This is a genomic window from Archangium sp. (assembly GCF_036389735.1).
Taxonomy (GTDB): domain Bacteria; phylum Myxococcota; class Myxococcia; order Myxococcales; family Myxococcaceae; genus Archangium.
Genome location: NZ_DASVWK010000282.1, coordinates 1 through 21,837, shown reverse-complemented (window position 1 = coordinate 21,837; position 21,837 = coordinate 1). Strand labels below are relative to the sequence as shown.

General features: G+C 67.8%; 11 protein-coding genes. 3 read left to right on the top strand and 8 right to left on the bottom strand.

What is annotated here, in order from left to right:
- Positions 1 to 181 precede the first annotated feature (181 nt).
- Complete coding sequence (locus tag VF794_RS10045) at positions 182 to 985, top strand: GNAT family N-acetyltransferase (protein ID WP_331109148.1); 804 nt, start codon at positions 182 to 184, stop codon at positions 983 to 985.
- Between the two features lie 88 nt (positions 986 to 1,073).
- A complete protein-coding gene (locus VF794_RS10040) occupies positions 1,074 to 1,784 on the top strand; it encodes an iron-containing redox enzyme family protein (RefSeq protein ID WP_331109146.1) in 711 nt (236 codons plus the stop codon).
- Between the two features lie 65 nt (positions 1,785 to 1,849).
- Here the strand turns inward: VF794_RS10040 and VF794_RS10035 are convergent, their stop codons facing one another.
- From VF794_RS10035 to VF794_RS10025, 3 genes are all read right to left on the bottom strand, one after another.
- Positions 1,850 to 2,908, bottom strand: coding sequence for a helix-turn-helix transcriptional regulator (locus tag VF794_RS10035; RefSeq protein WP_331109144.1), 1,059 nt, complete (start codon positions 2,906 to 2,908; stop codon positions 1,850 to 1,852).
- A 110-nt stretch (positions 2,909 to 3,018) separates the two neighbouring features.
- Positions 3,019 to 4,410 carry a DEAD/DEAH box helicase gene (locus VF794_RS10030; RefSeq protein ID WP_331109142.1) on the bottom strand — a complete coding sequence of 464 codons (1,392 nt, stop codon included), beginning with the start codon at positions 4,408 to 4,410 and terminating at the stop codon, positions 3,019 to 3,021.
- Entirely contained in the window at positions 4,407 to 5,951 is a 1,545-nt protein-coding gene (locus VF794_RS10025) for a DEAD/DEAH box helicase (protein ID WP_331109140.1), read from the bottom strand. The genes VF794_RS10030 and VF794_RS10025 overlap by 4 nt, the downstream gene beginning before the upstream one ends.
- A 653-nt stretch (positions 5,952 to 6,604) precedes the next feature.
- Between VF794_RS10025 and ffh the strand changes: the two genes are divergently transcribed.
- Positions 6,605 to 8,251, top strand: coding sequence for a signal recognition particle protein (gene ffh, locus VF794_RS10020; protein WP_331109138.1), 1,647 nt, complete (start codon positions 6,605 to 6,607; stop codon positions 8,249 to 8,251).
- 131 nt (positions 8,252 to 8,382) lie between these two features.
- Here the strand turns inward: ffh and VF794_RS10015 are convergent, their stop codons facing one another.
- The 5 genes from VF794_RS10015 to VF794_RS09995 all read right to left on the bottom strand — a co-directional run.
- A complete protein-coding gene (locus VF794_RS10015) occupies positions 8,383 to 8,613 on the bottom strand; it encodes a hypothetical protein (protein ID WP_331109136.1) in 231 nt (76 codons plus the stop codon).
- 87 nt (positions 8,614 to 8,700) lie between these two features.
- Positions 8,701 to 9,741, bottom strand: a complete 1,041-nt coding sequence (locus tag VF794_RS10010; RefSeq protein WP_331109135.1) for a TIGR04552 family protein — start codon at positions 9,739 to 9,741, stop codon at positions 8,701 to 8,703.
- A gap of 205 nt (positions 9,742 to 9,946) precedes the next feature.
- Positions 9,947 to 10,810 (bottom strand): hypothetical protein, encoded by an 864-nt coding sequence (locus VF794_RS10005; RefSeq protein WP_331109133.1) that lies wholly within the window; start codon positions 10,808 to 10,810, stop codon positions 9,947 to 9,949.
- A gap of 223 nt (positions 10,811 to 11,033) precedes the next feature.
- Positions 11,034 to 13,115 (bottom strand): adventurous gliding motility protein GltJ, encoded by a 2,082-nt coding sequence (gene gltJ / locus VF794_RS10000; protein WP_331109131.1) that lies wholly within the window; start codon positions 13,113 to 13,115, stop codon positions 11,034 to 11,036.
- A gap of 156 nt (positions 13,116 to 13,271) precedes the next feature.
- The coding region (locus VF794_RS09995; RefSeq protein WP_331109129.1) for a tetratricopeptide repeat protein at positions 13,272 to 21,837 on the bottom strand (8,566 nt) is incomplete at its 5' end.

Sequence of the window (21,837 nt, the reverse complement as noted above, 5' to 3'; positions counted from 1 at the left end):
GACGCTCAAGGCTGGAGGATTCGGGAGGTCGCCGTCTCTCCCTCCTCGGAGGGATTGACAAGTACAACCCACTCCGTTCCGTCTGGTCGGACGAAAAACAAAGACCGCGGCGAACTTGAGCCTCTGGCCACGAACTTCTGTCTGAAGGCACGGCACGGCGTCGGGCCGTCAGGAGGGGTTCATGACAACACTGACCTGCCACATCGCGACCACCCAGCAGCAGCTCGATGATGCGCTGCGCGTGCGCTGGGAGGTTTTCGGTACAGAACTGGAACTGCTCGAGCGCCCGGCCCATACCGTGCCCCGGGAGAACCATGGCTTCGACACCCTGGCGACCACCGCCCACGTCATCGTCTACGCGGAGGGCGTGCCCGTGGCCACCACCCGCCTGTTGCTGCCCAACCCCGAGGTGGCCCGCGCCACTGGAGGCCCGCTGGGCATCGATTTGGAGAGCAAGGTGGACCTGTCGGAACTGGGAGGACCGAACATGGTGTTCGCCGAGATCACCCGCTTCTGCATCCTCAAGGACTGGCGCCACTCCGCTGTCTTCATGTGGCTGTACGCCGGGCTCCATCAGGAGAGCTGTCGCCGGGGAGTGACGCACTGGATCGCCTCCGCGAATACGGAGACGGACTCGGCCGAGGACGCGAGCATCCTATTCCAGGTGGCGACCCACCAGGGGCTGCTGAGCACCCGGTGGCATGCGCGGACGCTCACCTACCCCAAGCCTCCGGAGACGCCGACCGCGCCCATCTACACTCCGGAGGAGAGAGAGCGCGCTCGCCAGGGACGGTTCGAAGGCCTGCGCCTGCCCCGGGTGTTGTCGCTCTTCTCCGTCAGGATGGGGGCACGTTTCATCACCGAACCCCTCTACGACGCGCGCTTCCGCCGCTTCTCCCTGCCACTCGTCGCGGCGCTCAGCGATGTTTCCCCCAGCACGCGGGAGTTGTTCGACAAGATGACCGCCCGCACCTCGCGCATCTGAACCGCGCCGCTCGCACCCGAATCACCCTTCCCATCCACTTCACATCAACACCCACGGACCCATCCCGGGATCCGAACAGGAGACGTCCATGAGTTCGCACACCGACTCTTCCGTCATGATGAACTGGATCACCGCCCTGGAGCACGAGGCGCGCACGCTGCTCGAGGAACTGGACGCGCACCCTGAAGCCCGGCGGCTCTTCGACGGCAGCGTCGACAAGGACCACTACGTCCACTACCTGATCCAGACGTACCACTATGCGCGGTGGAGCACGCCGCTGCTGGCCGAGGCGGGTCGGCGCATGAAGCGCCAGGGCCGGCACTCCCGGCTGGGGGATCTGCTCCTGCAGAAGTCCGATGAGGAGCGCGGGCATGAGCGCTGGCTGCTGTCGGACCTGAGGAACCTGGGCTGGTCGGCCGAGCGCGTCGAGCGGCAGACGCCCAACGCCGCGGTCACCGCCTATGTCGCCTGGAACCGCTTCACCTCGCGCTGCGGTCGGCCCGAGGCGTTCCTCGGCACGGCCTATGTGCTGGAGTACCTGTCCGTGCATCGCGCCAGCCAGTCGGCGAAGCGGATGCTCGCGGCCAACACCATCCCCAACATCCGCAAGGCCGTCACCTTCCTGAAGGCGCACGGCACCGCGGATGAGAAGCACCTGGCGGAGCTGACGTCCCTGCTGGCTCCCCTGGTGGACCGGGAAGAGCAGGCCGCGCTGCTGCTGTCCGCGCGTACCACCCGTGTCCTCTACCTGGGCCTCTTCGGGGAGGGGGCACGCAAGAGCGCGGCGCATCCCTCTTGAGGGGTACAGATGTCCCGCCGGAGCGGGTCCTTCTGGGGGAGGGCTCGCTCCGGCGCCGAAGTGTCTCAGGAACGCCGGGCCAAGGCGATGAGTGCGGCCCGGCCAGACACCTTCAACGTCTTGTAGACGGCCTTGACGTGGTCCGTCGCCGTCCCCTTGCTGATACCGAGCTTGCCGGCGATCTCCTTGTCTGACAGGCCCTGAATCACGAGGGCCGCCACCTCGAACTGTCTGAGCGTCAATATCTGCCGCCACTTCTCGGGGATGGCATGGACCTCCTTCATCCGTAGTTCCCACAGGTCGCGCCCCTCGATGCGAGGCAGCCGGGTGAAGCACACCTCCAAGGAACTCATCCCCCGCTCCTCCCGCCACGCGTGCGTGGTGGGATTGAGAAGGACGCTCCCTGCCATGATCGCGTCCATCCGCGCTCTCCAGGTCCGAGGGATTCCTCCGTCGTCCCGGTCGGAGTGCGAGGGGAACCAGCGCTCCAGCAACGACGTGACGGACCCCGTCCGGAAGTATTCCCGTCGCTGGGCATCTAGCACGATGGCAGTGACCCCCTCCTGGCGAAGCATCTCCTCCAGGAGTTGGTTGTGAGCGGACAGCGCGCCAAATCGCGCGAAGTTCTGGAACGCCCCCGACAGGGCGGGGGTGAGCCTTTGCAACAAGCGCCGACGCTCCGCAGAGAAAGGCTTGACTCGCTCGCTGTACAGCGCGACCGCACCACTGCCCACCTGATGCTCGGGAGCCAGCAAGACCGCGAGAACATGCTGCAAGTGGAGGTCCGACGCCCGGCTGCGCCGATACGTCTCCGTCTCCTCGACCTTCAGACCCCGAAGCATTTCCGTGTCGCTCCAAGCGGTATTGGGACGTTGCGAGAGCCAACGGAAGACGAAATCGCCCTGGTACCACTGGTAATAGCTCTTGAGGAAATGCCCCGTCGTGCTCGCCTTCCAATCGAACCCCGTGGGCAGATCCGGATGCATCCAACAGAACGCCACATGGTCCGCATGAAAGAGCTTCGCCAGAAGCGACTCCGTGCGCTCCTGGAACTGCGCGAGGCTCTGTGATTCGACCAGCCCGCACATCAAGTCGAGCAACGTCCGCTGCGGCAAACGGCCCATGGCACGGCTCCTCCATCACCCGAGGCGTGGACCTCTCAGGTCTCGTCCAGTCTGGGGAAGATACCGCGCGCCACTTGATGAGCGGAAGGTATCGGGTCGCCCCCCTACCGCTACGGGGCTTCCAGCGGGGGCGCCTCGGGCTCGCTCATGGAGCGGGTATGAACCACGAGCGTTTCCGCCTTGGCCTGCCCGGGTTGGGTCAGCCAGTCATGGAAGGCCTGCATGCTCATGGACTGTCTCATGAGACGGGTGAAGGCTTCCGCCAGATCGTGCGTTTCCACGACGCACAAGCGGACCACCGCCTGCAGTTTCTCGGGGACATTGGGATCGATCCCCGGCTGGCAGAGCGTGACACAGAACGTGTCGCGGTGGCCGTACTGCTCCGAGCTCCCGAGGACGACCCGGGCGGCGTTGAGATCGACGAGGTTGTTGCCCTGCTTCGTCTTGCACTCAACGATGACGTCGGGCCGATCGTCGAAGTGAAGGAGGTAGTCGAATGCTCCCACCTTCTGGTCCGCGTCGAACAAGGTGTAGCGGATGCCCACCCGCTCGAGCAGGGCCTGGAAGGCACTCTCGAATAGCTTTTCGCGGCTGCCGTAGAAGTTCTGGAGCAGGGGACGATCGGCTTCGTCCAGGCGGCGAAGCTGCTGGGCCAGGTAGCGGTTGCGAACGGTGTCATGCCACTCGTCCGCGAGCTTCTGCAGCTCTACCGCGCGCGCCTGCGGATGGCTCGCTCCTTGCGCGCCGAGGATCTCGATCAGCTGGGGCCAGTTGCTCCGGCGCCGGAGGCTCTCGAAGGAACTCAGACCGATCTGGTGGAGGGAGAACGCCTCCTGGCGGGTGACGGCACGTTCACCCGTGGAGGTCTTCAGCTCGGTCATCCAGAGGACGGCAGGGGGGAGACCCACGTTGAGCCGCCACGCCAGCAGCCGTACCGGGGTGAGCATGCGGCGAAGGCTCGTCACGGCGGCCTTGGGCAGTGCTCTCATGCAGGAGGGCCGCTCGCCAGTGGAGAGGTTCGGCCGGGTGGCGGCTGCCAGGATGTTGGAGAGCCCCGAGAGCACCCACACCACCTCCCGGCAGAGATTCTTGATCGTTCCTGCCCGGATCTCGGAGCTTTCCAGGAGATGGACGGGGACGCCCTCAATCCAGTCCATGAGGAGGGCCGCGGCATTCGCGGCCTCGCGGTACGCCTGCCACTGCGGCTCGGCCAGGTTCGTGGCATATCGCTCAACGAGATCGTTCTGGATGACCGCCGCGAAGCCATAGGGGATGAACCGTGTCTGCTGCATGCCCGAGAACTCGGGAGCGGTCAGACAGGCATTGAGCAGGCAGTAGTTGAGCTGCGAGGGGTCTCCGGGCTGCTGCTCGCCGTTGGGCACCAGGGCGCATAGCTCGGCGCCTCGGCGAGCCAAGTAATCCAACAGATAGTAGGCCGTGTTGGGGAGGAGCCCACTGAAGGCCACCTGCCTCCCGACCTCCGTCACGTGCAGCATCGTCATAGAATGAACCCCCACGTCCTGAGCTCGTGAACGGCCTGCGTCATGGCCTGCATCCAGTGCACGAGCCCAGTTCGATTGGCCTCCTGCTCCCGCTTGGCGCTGAAACTGCTTGAGAGGAAATCGGCGACTTCCTCGGCCGTCCTGCACACTCCCGAGGAGACGAGCTGGAGCGCGAGCTGGGTGAAGCCCTTGGGGTCGATGCGGGGAATGAGTGGCGTCGTCTGGTCGGGCTGGAGGTAGGGGGCAATGGTCCTCGTTTCGAAGAAGGTGTCGGCGGCCGTGAAGAGGACGCTGCCATGCGAGTGTTCGAAGCCCATGCGGCCCACCCGGCCCGCCATGTTGTGGAATTCGCTCGCGGGCAGGGGGTCGCGGTTGCGTGTTCGTACATTCCAGCGCGTCCAGCTGTCGAACACCGCTGTCTTGAAGGGGAAGTTGACACCGGCGGCCAGCGTGCTGGTGGCGAAGACCACGTCGAGCTGGCTGGACTTCAACTTGTCCTCGACGAGGCTCCGCTCCTCTTCGAGGAGATCGGCCGTGTGGAAGGCGAAGCGCTTGGGAATGAAACTCGACAGGTTCCTGGCTGCGGCGGTGGACTCCTTCAGCGCGGGGAGGATCGGTTGGGTGGGGGAGACAACGACGCCGAGGGAGCGGGCGTAGCCCTGGACTGCCTCCTCCACCCTTTTCCGGGTCATGCAAAAGACAACGATGGGCAGCGCCGACTTGTCTCGTGCCAGTTGGTGGACAAGCGCGGTGGGCTCGTGCTGCTCCTGCTGCGCGCGGCTCCTGTCCTGGACACCCGCCTCGGGTTGATCCGTCCGGAACGTGCGGACGAGGGTGGGGGTCCGGCACTCGTAGTGCAGGTGCTTCTCCCGGCGATCGAGGCGAACGAGCGTGACGCCGAACCAGTCCTTCAAGTCCCTGGCATCCCGCGTGTCGATCACCGCCGAGAGCCCGATGAGCTGACCCCAGCGCGTCTTGCGGAGCAGGGTCAACAGGACCTCGATGTTGCGGCCCCGATGTTCGTCACCGAGGATCTGGATTTCGTCGCAGACGATGACGCAATGGGACATGTCCGCGCTGATGCCCGTTCCGGCGAGCATCGCAAGGTACTTCTCGTACGTGGCCACCAGGATGGGGGAATTCAAGGGTTCCGATGGCGTTCCGCCCTCGCCATCTTCCACGGTGTCGCCATTGGCGAGCACGATGCTACGCCTGTCCCCGTTCAGGTGACGATCGCTCAAGAGCGTCGAGAGTTCCTCGAACTTCTGCCGGGCCAGGGCACGATGCGTGACCAGGTACACAGCGTGCCGGGACGATCCGGAGAGGAGCCAACTGGTCAACGCCCACACGCCAATCAGGGTCTTGCCCGTGGATGTGGGGGCCACGACGAGCATGGACGCCCCCCGTGCCACGCCGTTGTTCAGTGCCTCGTACTGGACGTCCGTCAGCGACGGCTCTCCCGTTGACGTTCTTGGCACGAGAGCCGGATCCCTGAGCAGTTCCTCGGGGAGACCGTGGTTCACCGGCAGGCTGGACTTCATCCGCTCCTCTCTCTCCGTGATGAGAGGAACCTGGGATGATGCCCGCGGTGAGTCCATCCCTCTTTTGGGGGATGGCGGTTCGCGGCCGTGTTGTCGTGTCCTCCCCTCCGAACTCGCACCCGCGAGCCTCCGGGCTCACGCATGGTGTTTGAAGCGCACCGGTCGGAGTGGGCACCTCGCCCCCTCCCCGGAGGAGCGACGATGGACGGCAAGGGCTCTCGGAAGAAGGCGTCCCCTCAGGTCAAGGAAGTGACGCCTCCGGCGCGTCCCCCAAGCAGGTGCGGAGAAGCGAGCGTGGCGCTTGAAGCAGCGGCCATGAAGGAGCCGATGAAGCAGAGGAGGGTACCTGGAGTGCGGGGTGCTGGCGTACGGCCTCGCGCGGGTGCGCTCCATAGGCGGGCGGCCTACTCGTCGGGCGCCAGTACCCACTTGGTACCCACCCCAGGTGGACTCACCTGGACTCTGGTGGACCCTTGCGGGGGCCATCTCAGAGAGAAGCCGCTAAACCCCTGGGACTCTTGAGGATTTTAAGTCCGCTGCGTCTGCCAGTTTCGCCACTCGTGCCGAGACCTGGACACCTTCGCTCAACCCCGGAGCGACTGCAACGCACATGGGCATCCCGTCGAGGCCTCCGCTGTTATATAGCGACCGCCATGCTTGAAACCGTCGCCAAGGGCTTTCGCGCCGCCAAGAACCGCCTTGCGGGCAAGAGTGAGATCACCCCTGAGATGGTGGACGAGTCGCTCCGCGACATCCGCGTCTCCCTGCTCGAAGCCGATGTGGCCTTCGATGTAGTGAAGAAGTTCGTCGCGCGGGTGCGCGAGAAGTCCACCGGTGAGGTGGTGCAGACGACCATCACCGACAAGGCTGGCCGCAAGCACCGCGTGAGTGCGGGCGACCACTTCATCAAGATCTGCCACGACGAACTCGAGGCCCTGATGGGCCCGGTGGACACGAGCCTCCAGCTCAAGCCCAAGGACCAAATCAGCGGCATCATGATGGTGGGCTTGCAGGGCTCGGGTAAGACGACGACCACGGGCAAGCTCGCCAGTAAGCTCCTCAAGGAGGGCCGCAAGCCCCTCCTAGTGGCGGCGGACATCTACCGTCCCGCAGCCGTGGATCAGCTCAAGGTGTTGGGCGAGCGGCTGAAGGTGCCGGTGTACTTCGAGCCCAACGTGCCGCCCCCGGAGTTGGCGAAGCGCGGGTACGCCGCGGCGCGCGAGCAGAAGTGCGACGTGGTGCTCATCGATACCGCGGGTCGTCTGGCCATCGACGAGGCCCTGATGACCGAGTTGGAGGCCATCAAGGCCAACGTCCGGCCGGATAACATCCTGCTGGTGTGCGACGCGATGATCGGCCAGGACGCGGTGCGTACGGCGGCCGAGTTCGATCGGCGCTTGAACCTGGACGGCTTCATCCTCACCAAGCTGGATGGTGACGCGCGCGGTGGCGCGGCGCTGTCCATCAAGGAGGTGACGGGCAAGCCCATCAAGTTCCTCGGCATGGGCGAGTCGATGGACAAGCTCGAGGAGTTCCGTCCGGACGGGCTCGCCAGCCGCATCCTGGGCTTCGGCGACATCGTCGGCCTGATGAAGGACTTCGAGGGCGTCGTCGACGAGAAGAAGGCCGCGGAGGACGCGCAGAAGCTGCTCTCCGGCAACTTCACGATGAGGGACTTCGTCGAGCAGATCCGCATGGTGCGGAAGATGGGTCCGCTGAAGGACCTGCTCGAGAAGTTCCCGCTCTTCGGCGAGATGACCGAGCAGCTCAATCCGGACGAGAAGGAGCTGACGAAGATCGAGGCGATGTACGACTCGATGACGGAGCAGGAGCGCCTGCGTCCGAACCTCATCACCGACAGCCGGGTGAAGCGCATCGCGAAGGGCAGTGGCCGCAAGCCGGAGGAGGTGCGCGAGCTGCTCCAGAAGTTCGGGATGATGCAGCAGGTGATGGGGACGATCGGCCAGAACCCGGGCCTGCTGGGGCGCATCCCCGGCTTCCGGCAGATGGGTCAGCTGGCGCAGCTGAAGAACATGGACATGTCCAGCATCTTCGGAAAGGACCCGAAGATGATGGAGAAGGCGATGGCCGGGATGGGCATGGGCGGCGGGATGCCGCTCCAGATGCCGCAGATTGCTCCGGGCTACACGCCGCCCATGGGCCAGGCGGCCATGGCCAAGGCGCGCATGATGGGCTACTCCCTGCCCTCTGCGGGTGCCAAGCCCGAGAACAAGGACGCCATCAAGGAGCGCCGCAAGCGCGAGAAGGAAAACAAGAAGAAGAACCGGAAGAAGAAGTAGCCACCGTGCCCTCCGGATAGGAGCGCCCGGAATGCGCCGCTCGGCGAGCCGTCAGGGTTCGCCGAACGCTGCGGGACGGGGTGCGTTGTCGTGAAGCTCCGTCCGGAGGCGGAAGTGCTCTGACCACTCCCCTACTTCTGCGCGGACGGGGTAGCGGCCTTGGAGTCAGCCGCCTTCCGCGCCTTGGCCCGCTCCTTGGCACTCTTCTCGGCCATCTTGCGTGCGGCCGTGGCCTCGGCCTGCTCGTGCGTCTGGCCCTTGGCGAGTGCATCCAGCTTCGCCTTCACGTGCTCCGAACAGGCCAGAGCCGTGGTGGGAGCAGTGAGGGCCAGGGCCAGGGTGACGAGAAGAGCGCGGCTCATGGAAGTACCTTTCTTGCGAGTAGGTGCTGCGTCTGACGGCGGGTTCCCCGATTTATTTATTGTCGGCGCCCGCCTGCCGACATGCCCTCAACCCTGCCGCTTCGGGACCACGAGCCCACGGGAGAGGCGGCGCAGCACGCGTCGCTTCTGTCGGCGCTTGTAGAGCTTGTGGGCGTTCTCCCCCTCTTCGTTCTGGCGAGCGGTCTCTTCGTCCATGATCTGAAACTCAACGAGCGTGAAGACCATCCGGTTCTTGCGCTCGCGCGTGTCCTCCTCCGGTCGCGGCAGGTACGCATCCATCCGAAGTGGCACATCCACGACGAAGTTCAGCGCCCGGTAGGAGTTCCCGGAGAACAGGTTGCGCGTGCGATCCTCCCGGTCCTCGTAGTCGAGATCCAAGTGGAGCTGCTGGGCATGTTGATGGAGATGCGGGTTCTCCTCGAGCACCGACTTGAACGACACAAGGCTGTTCTCTGTCTGCCCGGGGACGACGAAGTTGAAGGGAAACAGGTGCTGGGTCAGAAAGTACAGGACCGGCAGGAGGTCCGCTCGCGTCTTCGTAATGATGCGGAAGCGGGTTCGATCATAGATCTGCGCGGCCACCGTTTCCTTCTTGGCCAACAGCTTGGTGATGAGTGACTCGCGCGTCTTGATCGAGTGCGCGAACTCGACGACGTGCAGCCCTTTGTCCTGTAGCAGTTGAGCAGTGCGCAGCACACGCGTGGTCACCAGCTCGGACAGGTCCGCCTCCGAGACGGCGAGGCGGTGCATCAGGTCCCGCCCCTCGATGTGCTGAAGGACGTGCATCACCTTGAGCACGATGCAGGCGATGCGGCGGTGTCTCGGCAGTCCCTTGACACCCGAGGCGTAGAGGAAGAGTTCGTGGATTTCCTCTGGGTTCGCTACCGCATCGGCCACGCGGTAGTTGAAGGTGCGCCGCAGGTACTCGACCGCGTCGGCGAGCACCATGCGAGCCCACGCCTCGTCCTGGGGCCGAGAGGTGTCGATCTGGCAGAGGCGGAGAAAGCGGTCGACCTCGTCCCGGGTCTGGAAGTGCATCCGCCGCCAGTCGATGACCGAGCCTCCCCGGAGAATGAGTCGGATGCGCTCAAGTTCGCGCAGGCCCATCTGTGCAACCGTGCACACGGGGATGTCAGGAAGCTCAGATTGTTGGGACTTGGCCGTCACGGACTCACGTCATACCGAAAGTGGGCATTTTCGGCTTGTGGAAAAAAGAGAGCACGACGCAGCGCGTCGGAGCCCAGGCAAATAAAAAGCTCCCTCCCCAAAGAACAGGGAGGGAGCTGTTCATCAAGCAATCAGGGGCTTGAGACTACCAGCTCACGCAAACGACGTTGCTGGTCTGCCCCTGCTCATTGGCGATGTAGATGGCGGCTTCGCGTCTGGTCGGAGCGTCGCAAGAAATGCCGACCTTCATCGTCCCCTGCGTAGCGGTGGTGCCCGCAGGCGGGTCCTGCCGCGAGAAAGCCACCCCGAAGAAGCTGGTGGCTGTGCGGAACTTCACGTGATTCTGCAGGTCGCTGGTCGACGTATGCGTCGTCAGCCCGCCCGGCGCATAGTAGTTGATGGTAACAATTGCAGCGGAAGCACCCCCGCCGCACTCGTTCGCAGCATTGGTGGAGGTCACGAACTCAGCGGTCGCGGAAACGATGACCGGAGCCGCGCCACCCGACTGATTCCACGCCGGCGCGCCCGTGGCCTGGGAGCAGGTGCCCACCGGAGCCGCCTCGCACTTGGTGGTCGTGGAGGAGCAGATCTGCCCGTAGCTGCACGTGCCCGGCTGGTTGGCCGGGTTGCAGGTGGTCTCAACCGGCGTGGTTCCGGCCGGCGCACAGACGCCGGTGGTGGCGCCGGTGGGGATGGAACACTTCAGGGTCGACGCGTCCGTCACACGCTCATCGCGCTGGCACAGCGCATCCGTGCTGCACTGGCAGATCATCTGGGTGTTGCCATTGCCAATCGCCGCACAGGTCTTCGCCGACTCGGGGCAGTCCCCACCCGTCGTACACGTCTGCACGCACACCTTGGCCGTCGGGTGACAGATCTCGCCGTCGATGCACTCCGCCCCGCCTTCGGTGCAGGTCAGGCTATCGCGGCCACCATCACCGCAAGCCGTCAGCACCATGCTCATCGCGCCCAGCACGGTGAACATCAACGTCATCTTCCGAATCTGCATGTCTCGACTTCCTCCTGAATGGATACGTCGCATGAGGCGGGCCGCCGGCCTCACTCAGGCCCCCTCTTCCTGCAGCGCGCGGCTTAGTCCCGCCGCTCCGGACGTGTCAACGAATGTCGACACGCCCTCGGACGCATCCCTTCAGGAGAGAACTCGCCATCCACGGAAGCGGACAGTCATACGAGTCAGTTGACTCGAAAGTGACAGTCCGCTTCCCGGAGGATTAGAACGTGAAGGGGAAGTCGATGGGCTCGCCCTGCACCTTGTGCTTCGGGAAGCTCCAGCCCTTGATGAGCCCGGAGATGCAGGTCGCCATGTACGTCGAGCGGAACTCCGACGTCTGGCACGACACGTTCTTCGTCTTTCCGTTCGTCTGGATCGTCCAGCGCATCACCAGCTTGCCGCTCAGGCCCGGATCCTTCTTCTTCTGCTCGCTCACGCACTTGATGATGGCCGGCTTGTTGGCCAGCACCACCTGCATGATGTCCGACTGGCCGAGCCGCTCCTGCGACGCCCCACCACCGCCAGGCTCCGGCGGAATGTAGGCCGTGCGGCCGTTCGCTGACGCCTCGGGCTTGCTGGGGCTGCCGCTCTTCTTCGTTCCGAAGAGCTCGTCGAACTCGTCATCCGCGTTCCCACCGCTCTTCGCCGCCGGCTTGGTGTTGGTGTTACGCGCGGGCGCCGTGAACGTTTCCTCGTCGTCGTTGCTCGTACGGCTCGGCGCGGGACGGCTGGGGGTCGTGGACGTCCGCTTGGTCGGCACCTCGGCGCGAGCCACCTGCTGCGGCTCCGTTTTCGGCTGCTCGGCGGGCTTCACCGTCTCGGCGGGCGGAGGCGTCGTCGGATTCGCGGCCGGCGCGGTCCCCGGGTTTCCCGCGACCGCGACCGCAGGCGCCGTCGTGGGAGCCGGCGTCGGGGCCGTGCTCGGCTGGGCCGTGGCCCCCGCGGGCGTACCCGTGGCGTTCTGCGCCATCCCCGCCGGAGGCGGCGGCATGGGCGGCAACTCCGCTGGCTTCGTCGCCTGGGCCACCTGCTGCGTCGCCGGCGGCGGCGTCACGGTGCCCTGCTGCTCGGAAGGACGGGTCGCGAGGAAGATCCCCGCCCCACCCGCGAGCATCACCAGGCCCGCGACCACGCCAATCATCATCCCCTTGCCGCCCTGCTTCGGAGCAGGCGCGGCCGGCGGCGGATAGCCGTACCCCGGAGGCGGCCCGTACGGTTGGGGCATGGGCTGCCCATACTGCTGGGGCATGGGCTGCCCATACTGCTGCGCGGGCTGAGGGGCATAGGCCGGCGCCACCGGAGCGGGAGCCAGGTAGGGCGACGCGGACGCGGGAGACTCGGCCCGCATGGGGCTCGGCGCCGCCACGGGGGCGGGCTCCGGCGGGGGCACGTCCAGCAGCCCCGAGACCACGGGCCGCGGCTTCTCCTCCACCAGGGGCGCCGCCTTGGCCGGCTTCGTCAGGGCGTCGTTCTCCTCCTTCACCAGCGAGGCGAGCACGCTCGCGGCCGAGGGCTTCCAGCCGGAAGACTCCTGCGTCGCGGACGCACCCGAGGACATCGGCGCCTCGGGCTTCGCCGTCTTCGTCAGGCCACCTGCACTGAAGGCGGACTCCACCGGACCGGAAGCCACCGACGCGCGCGGCTCCATCGGCGCGGGCTCCACGATGACCGGCTTGGTCGGACGCGGAGCCAGTACCGACGCCAGCTCCGTGGTCTCCGAGAGCGGAATCCAGTCGCTGAAGCCCGCGCGCCAGCACAGGCTGTCAGGACCGACTTCGCCCCGATCCCAGTAGTCCTTCACCTTGTCCATCGACAGCGGACCGACCTGCTTCTCGTCGATGGCGACGAACCACTCGTGCGCGGCCGCGGGCTTCACGCTGCCCGCCTCGGCCTCCGCGAGCTTGCGCACCGTCGCGCCCGTGTCCGACCCCGCCGCATCCAGGCGGGCCGGGCCGTTTCCGACCACCTCGCCCGCCGGAATCTTGTGCGACCCGGAGTTGAGCACCTGATCGAACACGGCGCCGAGCTCGTCATCCTCCACACCGCTGAAGATGCCACCCTCGGGAGGCGTGCCGAGCGTCGCGGGCAGCCCGAAGCTGTCGCTGCTCGATTGCTCCTCGGACGTGGCCGCGCTGGCGCTGGCCTCCGTGCTGGGGCCCTCATCCTTCGCAGGCGTGGAGCCGGCTGGACGGACCACGATGTTGTAGCCGCACTTCTTGCAACGAACCTTGACGCCCTTCGCGCCAACCTTGTCGTCGCTGATCATGTACTGCGCGCGGCAGCTATCGCACACGAAACGCATCGTTCCCCGCAACCCTCAGAAAAGACGGGAGAAAATCCGCCGGAATCGTAGAGGTGGCACCCGGGGGGGTCAAGGATGCACACCTTGACCGCCCGGTTGCTCCCTTCAACGTGTGGACCCCCGGTTCGGGTCTCCACATGAATTCGAGCCACGCCTCTACTTGCGCACCTGTACCTCCACGTCCGTACCCACGGCGACACGCAGCTCGCGCAGTTCCTCGGACGTGGAGAACAGCAGCAGCTCCTTCAGCTTCGCCTTCGGGGCCACCCGGAAGGTCGACCCGGTCTCCCCCTGCACCATGCGCTTGACGGGCTCGCACTCCCCGGCGGCGAAGAAGCCGGCACGCGTGGCCGTCAGCTCCGCTCCCTCCAGGTAGTGGCGCACGTCGGCGGGCGTGGCCGTGGGCAGGTAGACGCGCGCCACCTTGGCCAGCGCCGCGCGGGCCGGCTCGCTGAAGCTCTTCTCCAACACCCGGCGCTCGGCGTCCACCAGTCGCGGATCCACCGACAAGCGCAGGTTGGGCACCACCAGACTCAGCGCCGCCTGCACCACCGCCTCGAGTCGCTCCGGGGCCAGCCGCTGGCTGAAGGCCAGCTCCGGACGAACCAGGGCGAGCGTGCGGCCCAGGAGGTAGTAGGCCTCCTTCTGGCCCTGCTCGGCGAAGAAACGCCCGCCCGCGCGCACGCAGGCCGGGTGCGTCTGGAGCACCTCCACGTTGACGAGCGGATCCGGTGCCGCCTCGTTGGAGCGCTTCGCCATGTTCTCGCGGCGGACCACGAGGTGCGGCGAGTAGAGCTCCACCGCGTCCAGGCCGAACAGACGCGCCACGTAGCGGTAGTGCTGCACGTGGTACTCCTGCGCGCTCGGCAGGTCGATGCGGTGCTTCTTCGGGACGATCTGGTAGTTCTGGAAGGGCACCGCGTACAGGTGGCCCACCTGCTCGAAGAGCAGTCCCAGCAGCTCGGTGAAGGGCCCACGCAGCTTCGGATGCAGCAGGTGCGTCTGCCACATCCGGTCCGGCAACGGCCGCTGGGCCACCTCCTTGCGCTTCGCATAGGGCCCCAGCTTGGTGAGGATCTCCTTCTCGTCATCCCCCGCCTCGCCGAGCAGCCCCGACACGGCCTGCGCGGCCATCCACGCGCCGTCGTAGTCCTTGCGCATCGCGGACAGGCGCACCAGCTGAGAAACAACCTTGCGCGGATCCCCCGTGTTCGGCAGGGCGCGACGGAGCGCGGCGAGGGCCTCGTCCTCCTTGCCCGGTGAGGCCGCCGCCAGCTCGGCGTAGATCTCCTGCGCCTGCGCGTCGTCCAAGAGGCCCTTGGCGACGACACCGTAGGCCGCCACCGCGCCCTCCTGGTTCTTCAGCACCTGGCGGTACAGGTCGCCCAGCGCCCGCCACAGCGCCATCCGGGCCGCGTGCGTGTCCGGCGTCTTGGGCATGCGCCCGAGCATCTTCGCGTAGTTCTCCTCGAGCGCCTTCCACTGGCCCGCGCCACCCAGCATCGCCTCGATGGCGCTGAAGGCCTCGACGAAGCGGTGGTCCAGGTCCAGTGCCGTATTGAAGGCCTCGGCCGCGCCCTCGACGTCACGCAGTTCGTCGCGGCGCAGCTCGCCGAGCGCGAACCACACCCGCTTGGCCTTGTTCGGCTCCGAGGTGAGCGCCGGCAGCCGGAGCATCCGCTCCAGCATGTCCGCCGCCTTCTGGCCCTGACGCGTCTCACGCAGCAGCACGTAGAGCGCGTCCAGCACCTCCAGCGACTCCGGCAGCAGCTTGAGCGCCCCGGTGTACGCGTCGATCGCCTGGTACGCGTCCTTCAACTGCTCGCGAGCGATCTGCCCCAGCTCCAGGAAGACGCGCGCCTTGGCCTCGCCCTCCAGCACGTTGGCGAGCTGCTGGCGGAGATCCGCGGCCCGCTCCCACTTGCCGGCCTTGTCCATCAGCGCCACCAGCGCACGCAGGGACGCCTCGTGGCTGGGGTCGACGGCCAGCGCCTTCTCGAAGTGGTTCTGCGCGCGATCCGCCTGGTTCAGCTTCGCGTGGATGTCACCGAGCTGCCAGTAGACCTCCACCACCTCCATGTCCGTGAGCTCTTCGCGGTGGTGGATGAGGATCGTCTGGAAGATGCGCAGCGCGTCCTCATACCGCTTCGCGTGCTGCACGAGCAGGTGGCCGTAGCCCTCCAGCACCGGCAGGTAGGTGGCGTCGAGGTCGTAGGCCTTCTTGAAGGAGTCCAGCGCCTTGTCGCGCTTGCCCAGCTTGTCCGACACGTAGCCCAGCCGGTAGAGCTGCCGGCAGAGTTCCACGGCGAGGGCCGAATCCTTCTCCGCGATGGCCCGCTCGGCCATCTTGCGCACGACGATGTCGAGCATGCGCTCGGCCGAGACCCAGTCCTCGCGCGCGCTGTAGACGTCCGAGAGCGGACGCGCCGCCTCCAGGCTGTCCGGGGCGTACTTGAGGGTCTCCTCGTAGTAGGCCGTGGCCGTCTCGGGGTCACCCTTCGTCTCGGCGTTGTAGCGCGCCACCTCGAGCAGCGCGCGCGCCTTGGCCTCGACGTCCTCGGTCTGCTGCGCCTCCTGGAGCAGCGTCTGCTCGTAGCCGCCCCAGTCCCGTTCCTGCTCCTGGATGCCCTTGAGGGCGCGGATGCTGAGCAGGTGGCCCGGGTCGATGGCGAGGGCCTGCTGGTAGCACGACCGGGCGCTACCGGTGTCCATCAGCATGTCCTCGTTCATCTTGCCCATGCGGTAGTGCAGCTCCACCGCGTCCGGTGCATGGCCGGCGATCTGCGCCTCGCGCGCCAGCATCTCCAGCGCGTAGGGCCAGTTGCCGCTGCGCTCGTACAGCTTGCCGAGCGCATGCAGCGCGTAGCGGCTCCCCGGGTCCACCTCCAACGCGTAGTGGTAGGTGTTCACCGCCCGGTCCACCTGCTTGAGCTGCTGGTGGTAGACGTTGCCGATCTCCACGTACAGCTCGGCCTGCTCCTGCGGCGACGTGGCCAGCTGGAGCTGCCGCTCGTAGGCGGTCACCAGATCCTCCCAGCGCTCCTGCACGCGCCGCAGGCGGATCAGCGCCTTGATGGCCAGCACGTTGTGCTGGTCGATGGCCAGCACGCCCTCGATGAAGGAGTCCGCGTTGGCCGGGTTCTGGTACTTGTCCTCCCAGATGCTCGCGCAGCGGAAGAGCACCCTCACCCGCTCGCGGTAGTCCGTGATGACCTCGAGCATGCGCTCGTAGGTGGCGAGCAGCTCCGCCGGCTGATCCAGCTTCGTGTGCAGCCGCTCCAACGATTCCAACGCCTGGAGGTTGTACGGCTCGAACTCGAGCGCCTGCCGGTAGGCGGCCACGGCGGACTCGTCGTCGCCGATGTCGCGCTCGTAGACGCCCGCCACCTCCACCTGGATGCGGGCCCGCTCCTCGACGGTGCCCGCCAGGTCACGCGCCCGGAGCAGCGCCGACGCCACCTGCTGCCAGGCATTCTGGCGCCGGTAGAGGGCGATGAGCACGCCCAACGTCTCCGTGTCCGGCTCCAGATCCAACGCGCGCAGCAGCGCGGTCGCGGCCTCGTCCGGATCTCCCTGCTCGTCCCAGACGCGGGAGATCTCCCGGAGGATGCCCTTGCGTGCCTCGATGGAACCAGCGGCCTCGAGCTTCTGCTCCAGCGCCACCACGTACTCGCGCTCGCGGCCGCGCCGGTGGAACATCCCCGCCAGCCCGTCGAGCGCCGTGGCGTTCGTCGGGTCGAACTCGAGGATCTTCCGCAGCGCGCCCTCGGCGGAGGTCGGATCGTCCAGCTTCAGGTCGTGAACGCGCGCCAGCGTGGCGTACATCCGTTCCGCCAGCGGGCCGCGAGGCAGCGCATCCGCCACCTCCTCGTAGACGGCGGCGAGCTCCTCGTGCGAGCCCGTCTCGTCGGCCAGCCGCTCCACCTCTTCACGCAGGTGGTCGTCCGACGCGTCGAGCTGCAACGCGCGGCAGAGCGCCAGGAAGGCCACGTCCTTCTGGCCGAGCCGCTCCTCCTGCACCCTGGCCAGCTCCTTGAGGGTGGCCAGCTTCTCCTCTTCGGTGACAAGGTGCGGCAGGTAGCGATCCACCACCTGCGCGTAGGCCCGCCAGTCGTTGTGCCCACGGTAGAGCGCGCAGGCGCGCTCGTATGCCGTGCGGTTGGCCTGGTCGATCTCCAGCACCTTCTCCAGCGCCCCGGCGGCCAGCTCGGGCTTGTTGCCCTCACCGGACCACAGGTCCGCCACCGCGAACCACGTGGCCACCGCCTGCTCGCGCTCCTCGGCCTGCTGGTGCACCTGCACCTTCAGCTCGAGCGCGCGCACCGCGTCGTTATAGGCACGCAGCGAGACGAAGAGCGTGTACACGCGCTCCAGGTCCGCCACCGCGTGCGGCTCCACCTCCAGCGCGCGGCGGGCCGCGTCCAGCGCCTCCTCGCGCCGGCCCATGCCGGAGAGCACCTCGGCCAGCCGCAGGCGCAGCGCCTTCACGCCCTCGGCCGACTCCTGGAGCGGGACGAGCCGCCGCAGGATGCCCACCAGCTCCTCCGCCGGCCCCGTCTCCTCGTACAGCTCGCGCAGCGTGTCCAGCACGCCCCGGTGCCGCGGGTCGCGGTCCAGCGCGGCCTTGAGGTAGCTCACCGCCGCCTCGGGCTGCTTCAGCAGTCGGTACAGCACCCGGCCCAGCCGCTCGTTGAGCCGCACCACCTCGCGCGGATCCAGCGTCTGCGCCAGCCGGTCGGACAGCAGCGTCCGCAGCTCATCGTGCCGACCCGCTCGCTCGTAGAGGGCCTCGAGTGCCGTGAAGGCCTGCTCATTGCGCGCGTTCTTCGCCAGCAGCTCGCGGTACAGCTTGATGGAGCCATCCAGGTCCGACAGCCCCTCGGCGGACACCTGCGCCATGCGCGTGAGGACGCGCTCGCGCTCGGCGCCCGTGACGCGCTCGGACTGGAGCTTCAGGATGGCATACAACTTGTCGTGCGCGCCGGCCGAGTCGTAGATGGTCTCCAGCAGCCGCGCCGAGGCCAGGTGCCCGGGCTCCAGCGAGAGCACCTGCTCGAACGCGGAGGCCGCGCGGTCCATGCTGTCCAGCTTCTCCTGGACGAGCTGGCCCAAGCGGAAGAGGAAGCCCACCTTGTCCGCCGTCTCCTCCGCGGAGGAGGCGAGCGCCTCCAGCACGTCGGCCAGCTCCGGCCACGCCTCCAGCGTGAGGTACAGCCGATCCAGCGCCACCAGCGCCTTCTGCTGCACCGTCGGATCCAGCTTGCGCGCGCGCTCGAAGTAGACGACGGCGCGCTCGGGCTCCTGCAGGCGCGTGTCGAACACCTGGCCGAGCTTGAGGCACATCTCCGCCGAGTCACGGGCCTCGGCCACGCGAGGCAGCGACTCCTCGTAGACCACCACCAGCTCGTCGTACGAGCCGGCCGAGTCCGTGGCGTTCTCCAGCCGCCGGCGCAGCTCGCCGTCGTTCGGATCCTCCTTGAAGGCCCGGAAGAGCGCCAGGAAGGTGAGCTCCGGCTCGCCCTGGGCCTCGCGCAGCGTGGCCAGCTCGCTCAGCAGCGTCTTGCGCTCGTGCGCGTCCGGGGACACGCCCACCCGCGACTCGATCTGCGCGGCCAGCCGGGCCACGTCGCCGCTCGTCCTGAAGGCGCGCAGGAGCGTCTCCACCGCGAGCAGGTTCTGCGGCTCGCGGGACACCACGCCCTCCAGACGGCCCACCGCGCCGGCATGGTTGGGCTGGAGCGAGAGGACCTCGCCGTAGAGCGACAGCGCGCCCGCCTTGTCCAGCAGCTTCGTCTCGCGCACCACCGCGAGGCGGAACTTCAGCTCCAGCCCCTCCTCGGGCGACACGAGCGCGATGCGGCGCGCCAGCACGTCCGCCAGCTCCGGCCAGCGCTCCAGCTTCTGGCACAGGCCGTCCATCCGCGAGAGCGCGGCCGAGTCGTCCGGCTTCACGTCCAGCACACGCCGCAGGGTGGCCAGTGCGCCCAGCCCGTCCTGAAGCTTCTCCTCCTGGAGCACGCCAATCTGGAGCAGCACCGCCGCGCGGCGGGCCGGCTCCTCGGCGCCCGCGAGCTGGCGGCGCAGCACCTCCAGCAGCTCCTGCGGCGTGCCCTGCTCGGCCACCAGCCGGACCACGGCATCCAGCGCGTCCGGGTCCGTGGGCCGCAGCGTCAGCACCTTGCGCCACGAGGCCAGCGCCTCGTCGTCCTCGCCCAGGCGAGCCTGGAGCTTCGCGAGGGCCCGGTACAGCTCGACGCGGGCGGCATCACTCGCCCGAGGGGCGATCTCCGAGAGGGCGGCCGCGAACTCCTCGGCGGCCCCCGCCTTGTCCACCAGCGCGAGGCACAGGTCGAGCGTGCGCGCGTCGTCCGGCACCTCGCGCATCGCGCGCGTGGCGGACAGGAAGGCCATCTCCGCGTTGTCCAGCGGGCCCGCGTACGTCTCCGCGATGCGGCGCAGCAGCGCCCCTCGCTCCTGGGGCACCGGCTCGGCGGAGACGCGCGACTCCAGCATCTGCACCTGCTTGAGGTGGTCGCCCACCGCCGCGAACACCGGCTCCAGCGCCACGGCGGCCTGGCCACGCAGCGGGCTCTCCGAGCGTGCCATCTCCTCCAGCGCACCCACCGCACCGGCATGGCCGGCACGGCGGCGGAGCACCTCCTGGTACAGCTCCAGGGCCCCACGCGGGTCATCCAGGCGGCTGAACTTCAAGCGGCCCAGGCGCACGCGCAGATCACTCCCCTCCTCCTGGGCGCTGCGCGCGTCGGCGAGCTGGATCTCCCGCTCGATGTGCTGCGCCAGCTCCGGCCAGCGCTCCATCTGCGTCAGCACGCGGCCGAGCAGCTTGAGGGCGTTGGCGTCCTCGGGCCGGCGCTCCAGGACGTCGCGGTACGTCTGCGCCGCGAGCGCCTTGTCGGTGAGCGTCTCCTCGGCCAGGTGGGCCAGCTCGAAGAGCACGTTCACCTGGGCGGGGACGGACGGCTCGGCCGCCACCTGCCGGCGCATCACCAGCGCCAGCTCGCGGTTGGCGCCCGTGCGACGGTGCACGCGGGCGATGGACTCCAGCACCTGCTTGTTCTTCGGATCGCGCCGGCTGACCTCCTCCAGCGCGCGCACCGCCAGGTCGTAGCGCTTGAGGCGCCCGTCGTAGATGCCGGCGAGCCGCCGCCACAGGTCTCCCGCCAGGGGCTCGGTGGCGCCACGGTCGAGCTGATCCTCGTACGCCGCCGCCACCTCCTCGAAGGAGCCGGAGTCGGCCGCGAGCCGCTCCAGGTCATCGCGCACGCCGTCGTCCTGCGGGGCCTCGTTGAAGGCACGCAGGCGCGCGGCGAAGGCGAGCGACGTCTGGCCGAGCGCCTCACGCAGGGTGGCGATCTCCTGGATGCGCTCCAGCTTCTTCGTGGGCTGGGTGACGGGCAGGAGGATCTCCAGCACCTCCACCAGCTTCCGGGTGTCGTTGAGGCTCCGGTAGACGGGCTCCAGCAGCCGCGCCGCCTCCACCCGCTGCGCATCCTCCTGAAGCATGCGCTCCAGGCCCGCGACGGCCTGCGGATCTCCCGGCGCCAGCTCCATCAGCGCGCGGTAGGCGCTCAGCGCCTCCGCGTGGCTGGCTTCCTTCTCCAGCAGCTGCGCCCGACGCAGGATGAAGCCGCGGCGGGAGTCGACATCCGTGGACAGCCCGGCGAGCTGATCCAACACGTCCGCCTGCTCCACGAAGCGCCGCGTCTTGGCGAACAGCTTGTCCAGCGCGAGCAAACCGTCGGTCGCCTTGCGGATGGCCAGCGCCGAGCGCCACGTCTCGATGGCCTTGGCGTCATCACCCGCCGTGGCATAGGCCTCGCCGGACTTCACCAGCAGGGCGCGCCGGGCCTCGGGGTCCTTGGCCAGCGCCGACTGGGCGGCGTAGACCTCGGAGAGGCTCTTGGCGTTCTGCCCGCGCTCGTACAGGCGCGAGAGGGCCTCGAGCGCCTGCCGGTCCTGCGGCGCGTCCTCGAGGATCTTCTTCCAGACGCTGGCGGCCTCCTCCGTCTGGCCGAGCTGCTCGCGCAGCTCCGCGGACCGACGCAGCAGTCCGACCGCCACGGCGTCTCCCGTGGGCAGGTCCGAGGCGGCCTCCTCGTACAGCTCGGCCAGCATCTCGTGCGAGCCCGTCTCGCGAGCGAGCCGCTCCAGGTCGGGCTGAAGCGACTCGCGCTCCACGCCCTGGGCGAAGGACTTCACCGCCGCCATGAAGGCAAGCGACGGCTGCTGCATGTCCTGCTCGTAGATGCGGCGGATGTCCCCCGCGAGCTGCCCCTTCTCCACGCTGAGCGCGGAGGTCATGCGAGCCTCGCGCAGGGCCACGCGGCGCGCGTGGTCTCCCAGGCGGGCCAGCACGGGGTCGAGCACCTCCAGCGCCCCCGCGCTCATCGGCACGGCGGACTTCACCCACTCCTCGAGCGCGGCGCGGGAGCCCGGGTGACCCGGATCCTCGGCGAGGATGCCCTGGTAGAGCTGGAGCGCGGCGTTGGGGTCCTCGAGCTGGGTGCGCAACAGCTCGGCGAGGCGGAACGACACCTCGCGGCCCTGCGGGCTCTGGCCGTCCTGCGTGCGGCGCAGACCGAGCGCCCACGCCAGGTCCTTCGAGCGCTCCAGCTCGGTGTAGAGCCGGTCCAGGGCGACGGCGGCCTCGCGCTGGAGCGGATCCCGCTCGGCGATGGCGCGCCACGCGGCGGCGGCGCTC